This window comes from Flavobacterium endophyticum (assembly GCF_003634455.1).
In the GTDB taxonomy this organism is placed as follows: Bacteria; Bacteroidota; Bacteroidia; order Flavobacteriales; family Flavobacteriaceae; genus Flavobacterium; species Flavobacterium endophyticum.
Genome location: NZ_RBLC01000003.1, coordinates 57,268 through 73,627 on the forward strand (window position 1 = coordinate 57,268; position 16,360 = coordinate 73,627).

Below are 16,360 nucleotides of genomic sequence, written 5' to 3' on the forward strand. Positions count from 1 at the left end.
TAATTTGGAAAATCCTTAAAAGCAAAAAACCATCTGAATTAACAAATGGTTTTTTATTGAGCCGATAGAGGGACTCGAACCCACGACCTGCTGATTACAAATCAGCTGCTCTAGCCAACTGAGCTACACCGGCATCTCAATACGGGTGCAAATATAGTTCTGAATTTTAATTTTCCAAAAAAAATCTGCACTTTTTTTTATCTTTTTTCGACTACAAAGCGTTGATTTTAGCAACCAATTGATTAGCAGCTTGTTCTAATTCTGTATGGATTTGCTTGAAATGCGCTTTTTTATTTTCTACATTTTTTGCATTTACTTTTGCGATCAAAGAATCAAAAGTAACGATTGCTTCATCAATTAAAGCCTCAGAAGCTTCAGTCGGTTTTCCTGTTGTAGACATTTCCCAAATGTATACTGCTTCAATAATATCTCCTAAAACGTAGTTGATGTCTTTCTTTAAATTCTTAACGTTTGCCATTTTTATTTTAAATTTTAATTTGCGATTGCAAAATTAAGCATAATCTTTCTATTTGAGGCAATTAAATATAAATTTCTAAAAGCACGGCCGTTCCTTCCAATGTAAAATCTTTTAGGCCTGCCGGAATCAAGATAGTATCTCCCTTTTTATAATTCCATGCCTTTCCTTCATAATCTAGCTGGAATTCTCCTTCCATGCACATATATACTCTAAAGGAATCCTCAGAATTGCTTACGCTTATCTTCCCGCTTAAAGGCAAGTAGTTCGTAGTAAAATAAGGACAGCTCACCGCGGGATTGCTCTTGTTCGCTTCCTGCGCATACTCTCTTTTGGCATCGGCCGTATCATAATGAATCGCATCCAGCGCCAAGTCAATATGCAGTTCTCTCGATTTACCTTCTGCATCTACCCTGTCCCAGTCATATACCCTATAGGTGATATCCGACGTCTGCTGGATTTCGGCAATAACAATTCCTGCGCCTATGGCATGAATCGTGCCCGTTTCCAAGAAAAAGACGTCTCCTTTTTTCACGGGAATCTCCTTCAATATCGATAACAATGTCTTGTTTTCTAGATTTTTTAAATAATCTTCTCGGCTTGACTTTTCTTTAAAGCCTACTACAATTCTTGCTCCTTCGTCAGCCTGCATAACATACCACATCTCTGTCTTTCCGAAAGAATTATGGCGTTTTTTTGCCAATTCGTCATTCGGATGTACTTGAATCGACAGGTCTTCTTTGGCATCAATAAACTTAAACAGCAAAGGAAACTCTGTACCGAATTTCTCGTGTATTTTAGTTCCCAATATTTCTGCTGGAAATTGAGAAAGCAACTCCGAAAGTAATTTTCCTTGATACTCACCTTCAGAAATTCGGCTCACATCACCCTGCACCGTAGACAATTCCCAGCTCTCGCCGGTTATCTCAGATGTTATGGGCTTGTTGAAGATGGTTTTCAGCTTGGTACCTCCCCAGATACGCTCTTTCAATATCGGCTCGAATACCAGTGGATATAGTTGTAGACTCATACTATTTTTTGGAAACAAATTACAGAAATTTTCACTCCTGATTGTAATACTATTTTGCTAATAGCTTATATGATTTTCAATGTGCGCAGTTCTTTCTCGCTATAAAACAGGCTATTCGCCTTTATAGCTGACGAAATTTCGAGGCGTCTCATACAACACGATCTCAAGATCCATGTCGGCACCAAGCCTCTTGCGTATCTTATTCCAAATTACGACCGCAATATTTTCGGCTGTAGGATTCAGCTCAAAAAACTCAGGAACATCTAGGTTTAGGTTCTTATGGTCGAAAGGCTTTTCTACCTCTTCAAGGATGATATCCGCCAAATCCTTAATATCAATCACATAGCCCGTATCCGGATTGATGCTTCCCGTCACGCTGGCTACCAATTCATAATTGTGCCCGTGGAAATTCGGGTTGTTGCATTTTCCGAAAACCGAATTGTTCTTCTCGTCCGACCAGTCTTTTCGATACAGGCGGTGCGCAGCGTTAAAATGGGCTTTTCTGCTGACAGTTACTCTCATTTAATTATGATTTATGATTTGAGATTTAAGATGTGTATTGCATAATCTAAAATCTAAATCGGAAATTTATAGCTTATGGTCTTCAAGAAAATGATAGAATTCGTCAAAAATAATCTTGAACCAGACGGTATAGCTATCCGGATGCTGCTGCATGTCTTCCTTGATGGCATCGATGTCCATCCATTTCCAGCTTTCTACTTCTTCTGGATTTATCTCAGGCTCCCCGTCAAAGTAGCCGATCATGACGTGATCCAGCTCGTGTTCCGTCAGTCCATTGTCAAACGGAGCCTTGTAGATAAAATGAAACAGCTCTTTCAACTCGGTCGAAAACCCCATCTCTTCAAAAAGGCGGCGATTGCCTGCCTGTATATTCGTCTCGCCTTCGCGCTGGTGGCTGCAACAGGTGTTCGTCCATAACAGCGGCGAATGGTATTTCTGCGAAGCGCGCTGCTGCAGCATCACTTCGTTTTTTGAATTCAGTATGAATATTGAAAAGGCTCTGTGGAGCTGCGCTTTCTCGTGCGCCTCCAGTTTCGGCATCAATCCGATTGGTTCGTCTTGTTCGTTGACTAATATTACTTTCTCTTCTGTCATAACTTTTTATAGCTTGTCAAAAATACAAAAAAGAAATGGCTTGCAGAAATCAATGTCGGCCGTAGAAATTTTACCTGTACTAAAAATGCATATATTTGATTTTAATAGTTACAAAACCGACATTCCCAACATGAAACCCTTCGCTTTAGCATTTCTAACCTTGCTCTTCTGCAGCTGTGCTGCTCCTAAAAATACAAAAATAGCATCCTATTCTGACCTAATCGACAAAGTCAACAATATCAAAGACAGTATCAGCGTAGGCAAGATGACCATACATAATGCTTATAAGAGCCAGCTGCTAGCGCATCACAACGGAAGGTTCGACAGCACGATGATACTAAAAAAAGTCTATCAGCCCAACAAGCATGTATTTGACAGCTGCCTGTCGCAGATTTTTGGTGAAGAAAACGGAAAGAAATTCAAGCCTGAGGGCTTATATATGTGGAACAGAAAACTATTAGCCGAAAACGAATTTCTGATTCGGCAAAAACTAGCCGTACTCGACTCTGTTAATGTCGACCAGCTCTTCACAAAGCACCTCAACGCACTGCAAAAGATAACCGGCCAGCAGGGAGAAGGCAAATGGCTTGTGTATTTTGGCCCTAAAGGTTTACAGATTTTTGGAGGCTGCGATAACAACGCCATGATTTTAGACATGTTCGGTTCTGATTGGACAACGCAATCTATCGACAAGGTTTTTGCACATGAATTGGAGCACCTGATTTTTAATCCGATACTTGAAAAAGATCCTAACGGCCGGACCGGATTGGGCATTACGCTAGACGAGGGACTGGCCGTCTATTTTACGTCGCTCTACTTGAACCAATCCCAAGAAGAAGCCCTATATGGCAAAAACACCCAGATATTGCTGGATAGGGAAAAGGAAATCTTCGAAAAGCTGGAGCCCTATTTCTATAAAACCAACGAAGAAGGCTGTCCTATCTTTAGGCACTGCGGCAGAAACAGCGACTGCAAGCCGGTTGTAGAAGGACTGCCTAAAGAAGCCGAAAACGAGTTATGCTATTTCTTAGGATTCCGAATCATACAGCACTATGTAGCGCAAAACGGAAAGGATTCCTGGAAAGACATCTACACGATTCCTTTAAAAGATTTTTTTGAAAAAAGTGGCTATAAAGAATTTTTAAGAAGTAAGAGAGGGAACTAATAGTGGACAGTCGATTGCATAGCAGACATCTCCAAAGTAATTTTATATAAAATACATGATACATAAAACGCTTATTATTACCCTTTTCCTTGTTTTTACAACTACTTGGTCACAAGTTGAGACTGCAGACAATGACTCACAAAAGACAAAGAACGTTGAACTCTACAGGGAAATATTTTGGAACAACCCTGTTAATGATAAAAAGTGGGTGACTGATTATGAAAAACTATATACTGACGATCAAAAAGCCGAACTTAATACTATAATCGACAATTTTGAAAAAGAAACCTCTTTCGAGATTGCAATCGTCACTATTGATACTCTAAAAGTTTCTCGCGAGAAATTTGAAGATTTGTCTCTCCATATTGCCAAAACTTGGGGTGTTGGAAAACGCTATAAAGATAATGGAATCTTAATCGCAATTTCTGACGGCTATAGAAAAATGAGGATTCAAAACGGAAATGGAATCGAAAGAATCTTAACAGATGAGGAAACGCAATTGATTGTCGATAATTATTTCATACCCGAATTCAAAAAGGGCAGCTATTTTAAAGGAACTTTAGTAGGGTTAAAAGAAATAATACGAGTTCTAAAAAGCAAAATGTAACGTCAACAAAAAAAGTTAATTAGTAAAGGACATATATCAGCAGGTAAGACTTCTTGTATCTTTGTCCTAACAATAAACCCAAACGAATCCTGCGCTAAAGCTTATTCCTTCTTAATTTCGACTACCCCTTTTTTAAAATACTATGAAACGATTTTTCTCCATTCTCCTTATTGCCTTAACAACAATCTGCTTTGCCCAAAAGACCGAAATCTATGTCATCGGCAACATACACGACAGCGTTCCCAACTACCATCCTAAAATACTATTGGGCATGCTAGACAAAATAGGACCCGACATCATCCTGCACGAAGTCGACAAAAAAGGAATGGAAGACTATGCTCAAGGCAAAAATCTTAATGAAAACGAGGTCATAGCCAGCAATCTCTATTCAAAAAAACGTCCCAACACCATGAGGCTCCCTTTTGAATTTGAAGGAAGAAACCAATACCGCAAAGACCAAGGCATGGTACCGACAGATAATTTGACAGTCAAATTAATCGACAGTCTTTATAAGGCAAAGCAATTAACTCCAAAAGAGGCAAAAATATACGAAGACTTTAATGCGCTCACACAAGAACTCATGAAGATTGCCGAAGGAGCGCCCGAAAAATTCAACAACCCGTCGACAGATCGTATTGCCGAAAAAAGACAAGAATCTCAATACCACGAGCTCTTGAAGATAACCGACAGCAGGCCCGAATTTTCAAAACGTTTTGTCACCAAACCCAACGGCGAAAAGATAAGCTATAAAGACGGCTTTAAGAAGATGTCTGGTTTTTGGGACCTCAGAAACAAAACGATGGCCCAAAACATCTATACTATTGCCCAACAGCATCCTGGCAAAAAAATAGTCGTGCTCACAGGCTTCTTGCACCGCTATTACCTGATCAAGGAATTAAAGAAATTAAACAAGCAAGATTTTATCCTCAAAGAGTTTTACGATTAAAGAGCTAAAGAGCCCATTAGAATTATCTTATGAAGGAATATTAATTGACTGTCATAAAAAGCAATGAAACTACCAAAGTAAAAAACCTATATGAATAAAATTTTAATTCTCTGTGCTTATTTATTCCCAACATTGATTTTCAGTCAAACAAAACTTGACGAAAATGTATCAGTTAGCTTTTCTGGAAAAACAGAGACTTATGAGCATAAAGAGAAAAACGCTATAGCTAAGGCGTATTTTTTTAACTCTAAAGAAGATTCATATGTCGCCATGCGTGTTGGAGCATTATCGAATGGGGTGCCAGATCGTAAGCTTCCAAAAGATATTGCCGAATTAAAAAATATATACCAACAGGTAATCGCTGAACAGCTTAAAAGCATGGCCAAAAAAGGCTTATTTTTAAAAGATTCTACACAGATAAGTGTCGATAAGCATATCGCTTACAAACTAAGATTTAAGGGGAAAGACTCAGAACAAGAAGTAGGAGAAAGTTTAATTTTATATATAGAAGGTATTACTTATGTTTTCATTTATTCAAAGGTAGGCTCCTATAGTATAGATAAAAAAGAGAAGTTTTTCAAATCCATAAGAATCAACACTTCATCAGAACTACAACAAATCAGCAAACCTTTTAGCTACTCCAGCGCCTTATTAAAGATAGTAGGCAGTATACTTTTTCTTTTCTTGCTATCAAGGCTGATAAAACTGGAAAAAAATCGAAACAAGAATTAGCCTGCTACAACCACAATAGCTACATAAAAATAGTTTAAATTGACGAAGAATCATTTACTAAAATAGTCTTTCTAAAAGCCAGATTGATCTCGCTTGACGAAATACTCTTGCCTTCGGCCCACCTCCATCCGAAAAACAGCCTACAGTCCCTACAGTCTAGTCAAAGTAAATCTTTTACCTGCTGTTTTAGAGAGAATGCTATTTACCTTGCTTCAGTCGTATTGTCGTTATAAAGCACGGGCATCTTCCCTTTCCATTTATTCCAAACCGCATCATTTCGCAACAATCTACACATAAAGTGTGCTACGTTGCTGCGGCTGGTATAACCCGGATCAAACAGGGCGCTTCTTGTGGGCGAAGGATGTAGCGAATAGGTTGTTACAGACTTCTCGTCAATCAAGCTATCAGGACGTACAACCGTCCATTCGACAAAGGGATGGTTTGGGCCTATTTTCTTTCTCAAGTAATCAGCTGCTCTTTCATTATCACGATGCGGAGGCAGTAACAGTCGAAACAAGCCTATCACGATTTTCTGCCTAAAAGAAACACGCTCGTCCAAATCCCTGTTGCTATTTCCTGCCGTATTCATCAACACCAGTCGAATCGGTTTTTCTGGCGCGTTCCTAATAGCGGCCTCGCAAAACAATCGGATTGTTTCCTCAACCAGCCGTCTTGGCTTTCCATATATTCCCTTAAGGTTCGGATTATGTCCTAGATAAGAAGCTACCGATTGGCAGTCTTTAAGGTATGCTGCCATCTCATCAACGCTGATAGCAGTAATAGCATTTACCCTGATAACCGTAATACGTTCATGGCTTTCCCATTGCTCTGGAATAAGACTTGAAGAGCGGACAATTACTTTTACCTTTTGCCCTGCTTCCAGTAATTGCGCTACCAATAACTTTCCTGTTGCACCACTTGCTCCGACTACTGCTGTTATCATATTTTGAAAAGTTATATTCTTGTTATGGCTTTTTACCCTCGCTAAAATAACTGCACCGAATCATTTCTCAAAACGGAAAACCGTAAAAAAGATATTCTAAAAACAGAAAGACAGTTTCGAGGTGCTTAAAGTGTAGTTTTGTTTAGGGTGAGTCCATAGTAAGTCCATAATGAGTCCATAGTGACTCCATAAAAAACTGCTTTCTTATAGAATCATTATAGATTTACTATACTATGATTATAAACATATCCCGAAGAAAACTACAAAATAAGTCGAGCAATATTACGTTTATACTACTAATGTTAAACACTTTACGCCATGGCACATATACGCAATAAAAACTTCATCAGCGGCGCTACCGGCAATCTGGTTTTTAGAAATCTCAACGGAAAACAAATCATTCAGTCCCATCCAGGCGAAATACGCCAGACCCGAGCGACTGTGGCGAGCGCTTCAGAATTTAGCCATTGCAGCCGTTGGGCTAAACACCTTCGCATCGGATTGCATTCTTTTTTGGCCGGACATACCGACAGCTATATGTACCGTCGGCTGACAGGTGCTTTTTATAATGCCCTGCTCGAAAACACCCACCTGTCCAAAGGACAGCGCACTCCCTTTACTGCCGACATGAAGGCTTTGGAGGGATTTGAGTTTAATATTCATTCGCCTTTTAAGAAGTATTTCCTGCCAGAAATTACAGTCGTTATGGATTCTCAGCGGCAGGTGCAAGTCACTATTCCCGAACTGGAGCCCAAAAGCCAGATACGGTTTACAGAAGGGGTGCCGCATGCGGAACTGGTCGTATATGCCTGCGCTACAAAATTTGAAGCAAGCTCTCCTATCGCGGATGCTTTTTTCACGTTGCCTATACCTCTTGATGGTGCTGTCCAATCCGAAACGGTTTGGACCAGTCCCGCACTGCCCGAAGGTTATTTTGTAGTAGTCGCGGCAAAGCTGCTGTATTATGAAGAGAATCAATTTATGGGGAAGAAGTATAGCAATAGCGACGTATTGAATCCGTGCAGTATTTTGTTTTGCGGGATTTAAGGGAATAATCAAACTCTTAGTAAATCCCATCTTAACGAAGAAATAAATTTATATTTTTGAATTAATTTAGCTTCGAAAATATTATAATTATGGCAACTCAGATTTGTCCAAAATGCAAGCAAGATTCTTTTACATGGTACATGGATGATGACGAGGCTTCAGGTTTAACGATATGGCATTGTTTTAATTGCAGATATGTTGCTTATGAAGATGAACAAAAGATCAGAGATTGTCTTAATTGTTTAAAAAACACTTCTAGTTACTTAATGGATACTGAAACCATTTTTTATTGGTGCAATAATTGCAATGAAATCGAATTTCTGAAAAACAAATAAATAGTACTAATTTATGACTGCCGAAAAAGATAACTGGCCCGCTTTTGATATAAGATCTTGGAAAAACATTCCTAGCTTTTCTGGTAAAATTGCAAATGAATCTGACACAAAGAACGGGACAGCGGTATTTTGCATTAAAGATGTAGATTTCGAGCATATTCCTTTTGAGATTGAACTTCCTAGATTAGCCTATTTAATAGATTCAGAAAATGGAGATAAGGAATTAATTGTCTTGATTCAAGCTGAATCAACAAGTCGAGGAATTGTTATTGGCTATAGAAGTCCACAAGGCGGAAATGGAGCTTGCTTTTTTTATGAATTAGAATTACTTGATGAAAAAGAAATCGAGAAAATTTTGACATAATTGAACAAACTTTAAAAGCAGAGTTTAAAAACTTAAAACAGAACATCTTATACAATAGTAATATACAATTAGGAGAACCAAATAGCGTAGCTGTTTTACTATCTTTGGTAAAATTCCACCTTCAACCACTAACTCCTATGAAACGATTTCGCCTCCTGGTACTGCCTCTTTTTATGTTATGCTCTATCCATTTTGGACATGCTCAAAAAAAATCAAATAAGGGAGTAACCCGTCATCAAATTGTCAGCTTGGTAGATTCTCTTAAGAAATCTTTAAACAGCTATTACATATTCCCTGACAAAGCCCTTTTAATAAGCAACCACTTAAGCAGTCAACTAGCAAAAGGAGTTTATAAGAATAATACAGATCCTGCAAAATTGGCGAGTCAGTTTGAAAACGATATCAGGAGCATTCATTATGATTCACACCTTCATATAAGTTTTGAACCCGGCATGTTGGCTCCAAATAAGATGAGTCCTGAAGAGAGAACAAAGGCTATGGAAGAATTTTTAGCTACTGAAAGAGATAACAATTTCAATTTGCAGAAAGTGGAGGTTCTTCCTGGCAACATCGGATATTTTCTTTTTAATGGGTTTACAGGCAGTGTGGATGAGGCAAAGCCTATCCTAAACGCGGCACTGACTTTTTTATCAGGCACAAAAACATTAATAATTGACTTGCGCTACAATGGCGGCGGGAATACAGCTAATCGACTGGAAAGCTACTTTTTTAAAGAAAGAACCCATTTATATGATAACGTAAATACTTTTGAAAAAAATACGATTTCCGTATTTTCAGACCCATCAGCCACAAATGGGCTGACCTTGCTGATGCCTGTTTATATACTGACAAGCAAGAATACTTTCTCTGCTGCAGAAGCTTTTTCTGCTTCCATGCAAAGCTTAAAAAGGGCAGTCATTGTTGGGGAGAATACGGGTGGAGGTTCGCACATGACGGGTACTTTTGATCTGGGTGGCGGCTTTATTGCAAGAATACCTTTTGCTCGGCCAATCTCAACGGCAGCTTTTAAGGACTGGGAAGGGACTGGCGTAACACCAGATATACCCGTTGAAGCGTCAAAGGCTTTAGAAAAGGCACAAGAAGTCATTTATCAAGATTTGTTGTCGCAGGCAAAAAGCGAGAAAGACAAAATGAAGATCCAATGGGCTATGAATATGCTGATAGCCGAACAAAATCCGCCAAATTTAAGCGCTGCTTCCTATAACAAATATGTAGGTACCTATGTTGGCGGATTAAAATTCTATATTGAAAACGACCAATTCGTATGTGAAAATTCAGGACGGGGTGGCAGCAATGTGTTCAAACTAATTCCTATTTTTGATGATACCTATGTGCTTGATGAGAATGTTCAAATTCAATTCGTAAAAGATGAAAAGAATATCTATTCTAGTTTAAAGATGCTATGGAAAGATGGTCATGTGACTGAAAATAGAAAAGAATAAGCCATTATTTTGAAATAAATTTAAAGAAGCAATGAAGAATAGCCTTAAGACAGCAATTAGTATAATCGTAGTTCTATTTATTTGCAGTTTTTTCATAAGAGGAAAGATTAGTCATGAAAAATTTGATTCTGATAAATGGAAAAACTCAAATCTTAATTCAGAAGAAAATTGGAGTTTACGTTGGGACATGATGAATAGCTTGCGAAATAATCATGATCTAATTGGGATGTCTGAAAAGGAAATTATTAATCTGCTTGGAAAGCCAGACGAGAGTTTTCCAAAAGAAAAGACTTATATATACAGTCTAGGATATAGTCATAAAGGTATTAATACAGGATTTTTAAGTCTAAAATTAAACAACAAAGGAATTGTAACGGGAATTAATGTTCAACAAGGATAGTAGATATTATTAAAATGGAATGTCAAAAATTTTTGAATACATAATAAGCATCATCTATTGGCTTCACCGCTATTGATTGGAGTTGCTTTATTTTTCAAATCCAAACACAGTAACACTTGAAATCAGTTAATTTGGCAATCAAAATAACATAAAAACCACCCATTTATTAGGCAACAATCCGCCCTTCCGTGCAAACAAGGCTTATTTTGTGATTGTGCAATTCAGCTAAAATCAAAAAACATTCCGGATTACGAGCCAAAAGTATTGGATGACCGTAGGAAAGAACTATATTTAGCCTCCATCTCGCCCCTAAACCTACAGAGCAAATGTCAGATACTACCAAAAAGCCGGCTACCATAGTCGGAAGAATTATGTACAAGATAAAAATATTTGCCAAACGCTATTATAAGTACCCCTATCCCGAGGAAGCTTTCTTCAAGGATATTGCCGAAAAGACCGTATGCGACGCGCACAGCAACTGCGAAAAAGAGGTTTTTACAAAACAAAGGGTTTTGTTGCTTTGGCTGTATGTCAAGAGCCAGGCCCTGAAATACATAATCATGGTCCAGTGCGAGATGAAAGAGAAGTTTGTTAATCCTGCACAGAAGCTGTTCTATGCCCAGAAAATAGGGACTGACGTTGCACATATCGATGAAAAGCTCGAAAGCCTCAAGCTCCAGTTTTCCGATTCTGAGGACATCATGAAAAAGTGACACTTTTTTTTCGTATATTTGCTATTCACCTTTGCTTTAGTTGAAGTTTTTTCAACATTTCTCTTTCTATTTCATAGGCGACTTAAAAACAACTGCCTATGAAAAATCTAAGGATTTGTCTAGTCGATGACGACAAGGACGACAGGGAAACTTTCCAAGATGCATTTAATGAACTAAATTCAGATAACGTCTTGATGACATTCAAGAACGGTTTAGAAGCCATCGATTATCTGAATGCCATAGAAGATGTTCCTGATATTATTTTTCTTGACTTAAATATGCCGATTATGGGCGGTCTTGAAACATTAAGGGAGATACGAAAAAATGAACGCTACAAATTGCTTTCTGTAGTGATTTATTCTACTTCGTCTTCTGAAAAAGATATCGAAGAAACGCTCGTTGCAGGAGCCAATATCTATATTACAAAGCCGACCAATTACCGAGTCTTAAAAGATATGCTTACAAAAGTAATGAAGATGAACTGGCAGTACCATACATCTGAATTAGATAAGGATACTTTTGTATTTGCTATCTGATTTCTTTTAGTTAGACACGGCCTCTTTTAGTGCTTTTTCTCTTTCCTGCTCAATATAATATATACAGCAAGCTGTCACTATGATTATTGCAAAGACAAAGTAAAAAATCTTATAATTGGGCTTTTCCTTCTTTTCTTCTATCGGGTCATCATTAGGTATCATAAATACTTCTGGTTACTTTTTTCGGAAAGGTAATCCTATTTCATGCCCTATAGTTATAAGATTCCAACTATAGTTTACAGCTATTACGGTTTTTCGTAACAACAAAACGGAAGCCAATCTACCGAATCTGAAATTTACATAAAACTGCTTTCTTAATTTAGTAAAAGCCTTTAAAAACAGCTGAGAGCTCATTAGGGCCTTCGGCTGTCTTCTTATTGGATATTTTTTTGCATAAAATATTATGTAGTTAAATAACTTCATATATATTTGTAGTCAAATAACTTCATAATGAATTTAAGACGAGACGTTTTCCAAGCCATAGCCGACCCTACAAGAAGAGCCATCCTTCTATTGGTATCATCGCAATCGATGACCGCTGGCGCCATAGCTTCTAACTTTGATACCGCAAGGCCTACGGTTTCAAAGCATTTGCAGATACTTACCGAGTGCGAACTGCTCAAGCAGGAACAGAACGGCAGAGAAATGTATTACCACCTAAATCCGAACAAGCTGAAAGAAATAGCCGACTTTATCGAGCCGTTCCAAAAAATGTGGGACGACAGGTTCAACACGCTCGAAACCATCATGAAAAAGTACCAATCAAAAAAATAAGTTTATGGAACGAAAGACAAAAATCAACGCAGAAGAGGACAAGCAGGAACTGCTGATTACCAGAGAATTTGACCTGCCTTTGGAATTGCTTTTCAAGGCGTACGAAGATCCCGAGATTGTAGCACAATGGATGGGCACGAAAGTAATAAAGCTCGAAAACAAAAAGCACGGAGGCTATCAATTTGAAACCTCAGACAAGGAAGGCAATGTACTGTTTAGCGCCAATGGCACCATCCATGAATTCCTTCCGAACCAAAGGATTACCCGTACTTTTGAGATGGAAAACACGCCTTTTCCGGTACAGCTGGAGTACTTGGAGTTTGAAAAGCTGACGGACACTACCAGCAAGCTCACCATGCACATCGTATACAAATCAGTCGCCTTTAGGAACCAAGTACTGCAGCTGCCTTTTGCGCAGGGCATCAATATGGCGCATAACCGACTTCAAGAAATTGCAGACCGCTTAAAATAACACACTATGGAAAAAAGAAACAAAATTGTTTATTGGATTTCGACACTCTGGCTGGCGCTGGGAATGGTATCTACCGGAATCGTACAGATGCTGCACGTAAAAGAAGAAGCCGACATGATGGCCCATCTGGGCTATCCCTTATATTTTCTGACTTTGCTGGCAGTATGGAAATTTTTAGGCGTTATCACGATACTTATTCCTAAATTTACGTTGCTAAAAGAATGGGCCTATGCAGGCTTTTTCTTTGCCATGACGGGAGCCATCTATTCGCACATTGCTTCGGGCGATGCCGTGAAAGAACTATTCCCTCCCCTATTATTGCTAGTCTTGACCATGGTATCGTGGTATTTTAGGCCGGCCAATAGAAAAGTAAATTTTGCCAAACCTAACAACCAATAATGATATGGACAGCAAAAAGAAACTCTCGGCAGAACACAGCCAGACATTGCTCGGCATACTGAAAGCCCGCTTTGAAAAAAACAGCCACCGCCATAAAGGCCTCAAATGGGACGATATACAGGCAAGGCTAGAAGCACATCCCGAAAAGCTATGGTCGCTCGACGAAATGGAAGAGACCGGCGGCGAGCCCGATGTTGTAGGCCATGACGCAAAAACAGGCGAATATATCTTTTACGACTGCGCGCCAGAAAGTCCTAAAGGCCGCAGAAGCGTCTGCTTTGATCCGGAAGCCCTGGCTTCAAGAAAAGAGCACAAGCCAAAAGACAGCGCTGTTGCAATGGCCGATGCTATGGGTATCGATATCCTGACGGAAGAACAATACCGCGAACTGCAGCAGTTTGGTCCGCTCGATACCAAGACTTCAAGCTGGATAGCAACTCCTGCTCCTATCCGAAAGCTGGGCGGTGCGCTCTTTTGCGATTACCGCTACGGTACTGTATTCCTCTATCACAATGGCGCAGAGTCCTATTATGCGGCTAGGGGATTTAGAGGGTCGTTGAGAGTCTAGAAATCTTAAACAAGAAATAATCAGGGAAGTTCAATTTCCCATAAAGTAATTCGCTAAAATTAATAGAGTGGTTGGCGTGTCATATCTTCTTATTTCTTGACAAATTTTTTGATAAAAGTGCCTTCATCATTTTCTATCTTAAGCAGATAAATTCCTTTTACCAGATCACTTACGGCAATTTCTTTAATAGACTGCCCGCTTTGCTTTTTCACCATTTTTCCGGTCATATCATAAATCCAAATATTCGAAACAGCATCAATATTTCCCAAATATAATTGGTCATCAGTTGGCACAGGATATAGTGTTACCCTATTTTTCTTAAAGTCATCAATAGAAAGCATACAAGCCAAATTTTCAAGTTCTTGTGAAGTGCAGAGCGACCCTAAATATTCGTTTGTACTCGCAAGCCCGTATAGAACTTCAGTAGAAGGAAAAACAAAAGGTAATTCAGTAAAGGTCTGGTCTTCAAAATTCATGTCAAGCAATTCGTTATTGGGATTTATTGCTAAAATAGTCCCACTATCACAGCTATTGTATTTAGTAGTAAGTCCCCACAACTGTAAATAACCCGGATGGCACAGAATATCAACTAAATTGCCAGATGCTAAATTATAGGCCTTAACGATATAAACAGACCCATCGTCAGACCATGTCTGGAAAATGAGATTGCCCTTATAAAAAGTAAGGTCGCCCGAAGTATAAAAGCCCAGATAGGCAACATTCGTAATTGTATTGGTAAGCAAGTTGTATTTGTAAAGGCTTTTTTGGGAAGAATTGATCATATACAATTCAAAATCATTACTGCAAACCAACGATACATAACAACATGGCGGCAATTCGACGATAAAAGTAGTCTGTCCCGTCTGAGGATTGATCTGATAAATGCTATTTTGGGCAACTCCGTACATCACGCCTGCTGGCGAAATAGCAATATCTCCGATTAAAAAAGGCGTTGGTCCTGCTGTTGAAAGATAAGTTGACGTATAATCCTCGTTGATTCGATAAATCTTCTTTTCATTAGAAACTCCATATATGGTCTGGGCTTGTACTCTTGATGATACAAATAATTGCAACAACATGAGCACATATAAATAGTTCTTTAGCGGCATTCTATACATAGTAGTTTTTAGTACATCAATTAAATTTCTTTTACGAAGTTAACATTAATGCTTTAGAAAAAAGACAAAAAGAACTAAGTTTCTTACTAAAAGAATACATCAAAAAGCAGCAAAGATTAATTACAAGTGTTTGCAGAACAGATACCGCAGTAAATTTTACAGCGCTTCTAAAAAGCCCATATATTCAGGAATACTCTTTTCAATCCATTCGGGTGAAGCATTCAGTTCGATGCCATAATACGCAAAAAAGTAACGGTAGTCTGCCCTGATATAATCGAAAGTCAGTTCAAAAGGAGCCGTCAGCTCGCGCAAGGTATATTTGTATTTGCCGTCGGCTCTGTATTCTTCTTCGTCAATTCCTACTGAGAGTGCTAGTGCTATTTTCTTTCCGCCCAACTTATAGCCGCTTTGGCTTCCGTAGGCCCAGCCATAAGTGAGTACCTCATCGAGCCATTTTTTAAACAAGGGCGGACAGTTGAACCAATAAAAAGGAAACTGGAATACGATCTTGTCATACGATTCCAGCAGCTGCTGTTCTTTCGCCACATCAATCTTTTCATCCGGATAAGCCTCATGCAGACGATGGACAAAATAACGATCTGGGTATTTTTCTAATTCTTCTATCCATCTTTTATTGATAACGGATTCTTGCAGGTTCGGGTGTATGATAATGACCAGTGTTTTCATGCTATTATTTATTTACAAAACGTAAGCAAAAGTACGCCGCCACGGTCAATTTTGTATATTAGCAACCCATTGTAGGATACTATCAAAAAGGGAAGTAATGACTAAAATCAAGGAAACATCGACTAATTTCGAAAACAAAAAGCTATTGGCAGAAGAATGCCTTGAGGTATACGCTTCAGGTATCATCGGCGGACAATGGACATTGGCAATATGCTGCTACCTGATTAACGGCAAGCTGCGGTTTGGAGAGCTAAAAAAATGCCTGCCCGCTATTACAGAACGAATGCTGACGCTGCAATTACGCAAATTAGAAGAGAATAAGATTGTAACGCGCACCGTTTTTGCAGAAGTTCCGCCACGAGTCGAATACGAGCTAACCCCTGTCGGCTATCAGCTTAGTACCATCATCAAGAATCTTGAAGATTGGGGAAGAAAGCACAAGCAGCTGATGAAATCCTAACACTAATCAA

At 38.9% G+C, this 16,360-nt stretch carries 22 protein-coding genes and 1 tRNA gene; 15 read left to right on the forward strand and 8 right to left on the reverse strand.

Going from position 1 to position 16,360, the window contains the following annotated elements; all coding sequences use genetic code 11:
• Positions 1 to 59 precede the first annotated feature (59 nt).
• From CLV94_RS11650 to idi, 5 genes are all read right to left on the reverse strand, one after another.
• Positions 60 to 133, reverse strand: a tRNA-Thr gene (locus tag CLV94_RS11650).
• 78 nt (positions 134 to 211) lie between these two features.
• Positions 212 to 478 (reverse strand): hypothetical protein, encoded by a 267-nt coding sequence (locus CLV94_RS11655; protein WP_121376677.1) that lies wholly within the window; start codon positions 476 to 478, stop codon positions 212 to 214.
• Positions 479 to 539: 61 nt separating this feature from the next.
• Positions 540 to 1,505 (reverse strand): type I phosphomannose isomerase catalytic subunit, encoded by a 966-nt coding sequence (locus CLV94_RS11660; RefSeq protein WP_121376678.1) that lies wholly within the window; start codon positions 1,503 to 1,505, stop codon positions 540 to 542.
• Between the two features lie 111 nt (positions 1,506 to 1,616).
• Positions 1,617 to 2,027, reverse strand: coding sequence for a 6-carboxytetrahydropterin synthase (locus CLV94_RS11665; RefSeq protein ID WP_121376679.1), 411 nt, complete (start codon positions 2,025 to 2,027; stop codon positions 1,617 to 1,619).
• A gap of 66 nt (positions 2,028 to 2,093) precedes the next feature.
• Positions 2,094 to 2,621, reverse strand: a complete 528-nt coding sequence (idi, locus tag CLV94_RS11670) for an isopentenyl-diphosphate Delta-isomerase (RefSeq protein ID WP_121376680.1) — start codon at positions 2,619 to 2,621, stop codon at positions 2,094 to 2,096.
• 130 nt (positions 2,622 to 2,751) lie between these two features.
• Here idi and CLV94_RS11675 point away from each other — a divergent pair, with 130 nt between their 5' ends.
• The 4 genes from CLV94_RS11675 (at position 2,752) to CLV94_RS11690 (ending at position 6,071) form a co-directional block, all read left to right on the forward strand.
• Positions 2,752 to 3,786: a DUF2268 domain-containing putative Zn-dependent protease gene (locus CLV94_RS11675; protein ID WP_170148790.1), complete on the forward strand. Its 1,035-nt coding sequence runs from the start codon at positions 2,752 to 2,754 to the stop codon at positions 3,784 to 3,786.
• A 55-nt stretch (positions 3,787 to 3,841) separates the two neighbouring features.
• Positions 3,842 to 4,393 carry a TPM domain-containing protein gene (locus CLV94_RS11680; RefSeq protein ID WP_121376682.1) on the forward strand — a complete coding sequence of 184 codons (552 nt, stop codon included), beginning with the start codon at positions 3,842 to 3,844 and terminating at the stop codon, positions 4,391 to 4,393.
• Positions 4,394 to 4,535: 142 nt separating this feature from the next.
• A complete protein-coding gene (locus tag CLV94_RS11685; protein WP_121376683.1) occupies positions 4,536 to 5,339 on the forward strand; it encodes a hypothetical protein in 804 nt (267 codons plus the stop codon).
• A 90-nt stretch (positions 5,340 to 5,429) separates the two neighbouring features.
• Positions 5,430 to 6,071 (forward strand): hypothetical protein, encoded by a 642-nt coding sequence (locus CLV94_RS11690; protein ID WP_147406623.1) that lies wholly within the window; start codon positions 5,430 to 5,432, stop codon positions 6,069 to 6,071.
• Between the two features lie 202 nt (positions 6,072 to 6,273).
• Here the strand turns inward: CLV94_RS11690 and CLV94_RS11695 are convergent, their stop codons facing one another.
• Positions 6,274 to 7,014: an NAD(P)-dependent oxidoreductase gene (locus CLV94_RS11695; protein ID WP_121376685.1), complete on the reverse strand. Its 741-nt coding sequence runs from the start codon at positions 7,012 to 7,014 to the stop codon at positions 6,274 to 6,276.
• 318 nt (positions 7,015 to 7,332) lie between these two features.
• On the opposite strand from CLV94_RS11695, the gene CLV94_RS11700 reads away from it, so the two are divergent.
• From CLV94_RS11700 to CLV94_RS11755, 10 genes are all read left to right on the forward strand, one after another.
• Positions 7,333 to 8,061 (forward strand): hypothetical protein, encoded by a 729-nt coding sequence (locus CLV94_RS11700; RefSeq protein WP_121376686.1) that lies wholly within the window; start codon positions 7,333 to 7,335, stop codon positions 8,059 to 8,061.
• A gap of 348 nt (positions 8,062 to 8,409) precedes the next feature.
• Entirely contained in the window at positions 8,410 to 8,760 is a 351-nt protein-coding gene (locus CLV94_RS11710) for a hypothetical protein (RefSeq protein ID WP_121376688.1), read from the forward strand.
• Between the two features lie 104 nt (positions 8,761 to 8,864).
• Complete coding sequence (locus CLV94_RS11715) at positions 8,865 to 10,223, forward strand: S41 family peptidase (RefSeq protein ID WP_170148791.1); 1,359 nt, start codon at positions 8,865 to 8,867, stop codon at positions 10,221 to 10,223.
• Positions 10,224 to 10,254: 31 nt separating this feature from the next.
• Positions 10,255 to 10,623, forward strand: coding sequence for a hypothetical protein (locus CLV94_RS11720; RefSeq protein WP_245982552.1), 369 nt, complete (start codon positions 10,255 to 10,257; stop codon positions 10,621 to 10,623).
• Positions 10,624 to 10,949: 326 nt separating this feature from the next.
• Complete coding sequence (locus CLV94_RS11725) at positions 10,950 to 11,336, forward strand: hypothetical protein (RefSeq protein WP_121376690.1); 387 nt, start codon at positions 10,950 to 10,952, stop codon at positions 11,334 to 11,336.
• 98 nt (positions 11,337 to 11,434) lie between these two features.
• Positions 11,435 to 11,872 carry a response regulator gene (locus CLV94_RS11730; RefSeq protein WP_121376691.1) on the forward strand — a complete coding sequence of 146 codons (438 nt, stop codon included), beginning with the start codon at positions 11,435 to 11,437 and terminating at the stop codon, positions 11,870 to 11,872.
• Between the two features lie 450 nt (positions 11,873 to 12,322).
• Complete coding sequence (locus CLV94_RS11740; RefSeq protein ID WP_121376693.1) at positions 12,323 to 12,646, forward strand: ArsR/SmtB family transcription factor; 324 nt, start codon at positions 12,323 to 12,325, stop codon at positions 12,644 to 12,646.
• Positions 12,647 to 12,650: 4 nt separating this feature from the next.
• Positions 12,651 to 13,118, forward strand: a complete 468-nt coding sequence (locus tag CLV94_RS11745; RefSeq protein WP_121376694.1) for an SRPBCC family protein — start codon at positions 12,651 to 12,653, stop codon at positions 13,116 to 13,118.
• A gap of 6 nt (positions 13,119 to 13,124) precedes the next feature.
• Positions 13,125 to 13,517, forward strand: coding sequence for a DoxX family protein (locus tag CLV94_RS11750; protein ID WP_121376695.1), 393 nt, complete (start codon positions 13,125 to 13,127; stop codon positions 13,515 to 13,517).
• Positions 13,518 to 13,521: 4 nt separating this feature from the next.
• Complete coding sequence (locus CLV94_RS11755; protein ID WP_121376696.1) at positions 13,522 to 14,085, forward strand: DUF4256 domain-containing protein; 564 nt, start codon at positions 13,522 to 13,524, stop codon at positions 14,083 to 14,085.
• A gap of 89 nt (positions 14,086 to 14,174) precedes the next feature.
• Here the strand turns inward: CLV94_RS11755 and CLV94_RS11760 are convergent, their stop codons facing one another.
• A complete protein-coding gene (locus CLV94_RS11760; RefSeq protein WP_170148792.1) occupies positions 14,175 to 15,194 on the reverse strand; it encodes a T9SS type A sorting domain-containing protein in 1,020 nt (339 codons plus the stop codon).
• A 165-nt stretch (positions 15,195 to 15,359) separates the two neighbouring features.
• A complete protein-coding gene (locus tag CLV94_RS11765) occupies positions 15,360 to 15,890 on the reverse strand; it encodes an NAD(P)H-dependent oxidoreductase (RefSeq protein ID WP_121376698.1) in 531 nt (176 codons plus the stop codon).
• Between the two features lie 97 nt (positions 15,891 to 15,987).
• Between CLV94_RS11765 and CLV94_RS11770 the strand changes: the two genes are divergently transcribed.
• On the forward strand, positions 15,988 to 16,350 hold the full coding sequence (locus tag CLV94_RS11770; protein WP_121376699.1) for a winged helix-turn-helix transcriptional regulator: 363 nt from the start codon (positions 15,988 to 15,990) through the stop codon (positions 16,348 to 16,350).
• Positions 16,351 to 16,360: the final 10 nt, after the last annotated feature.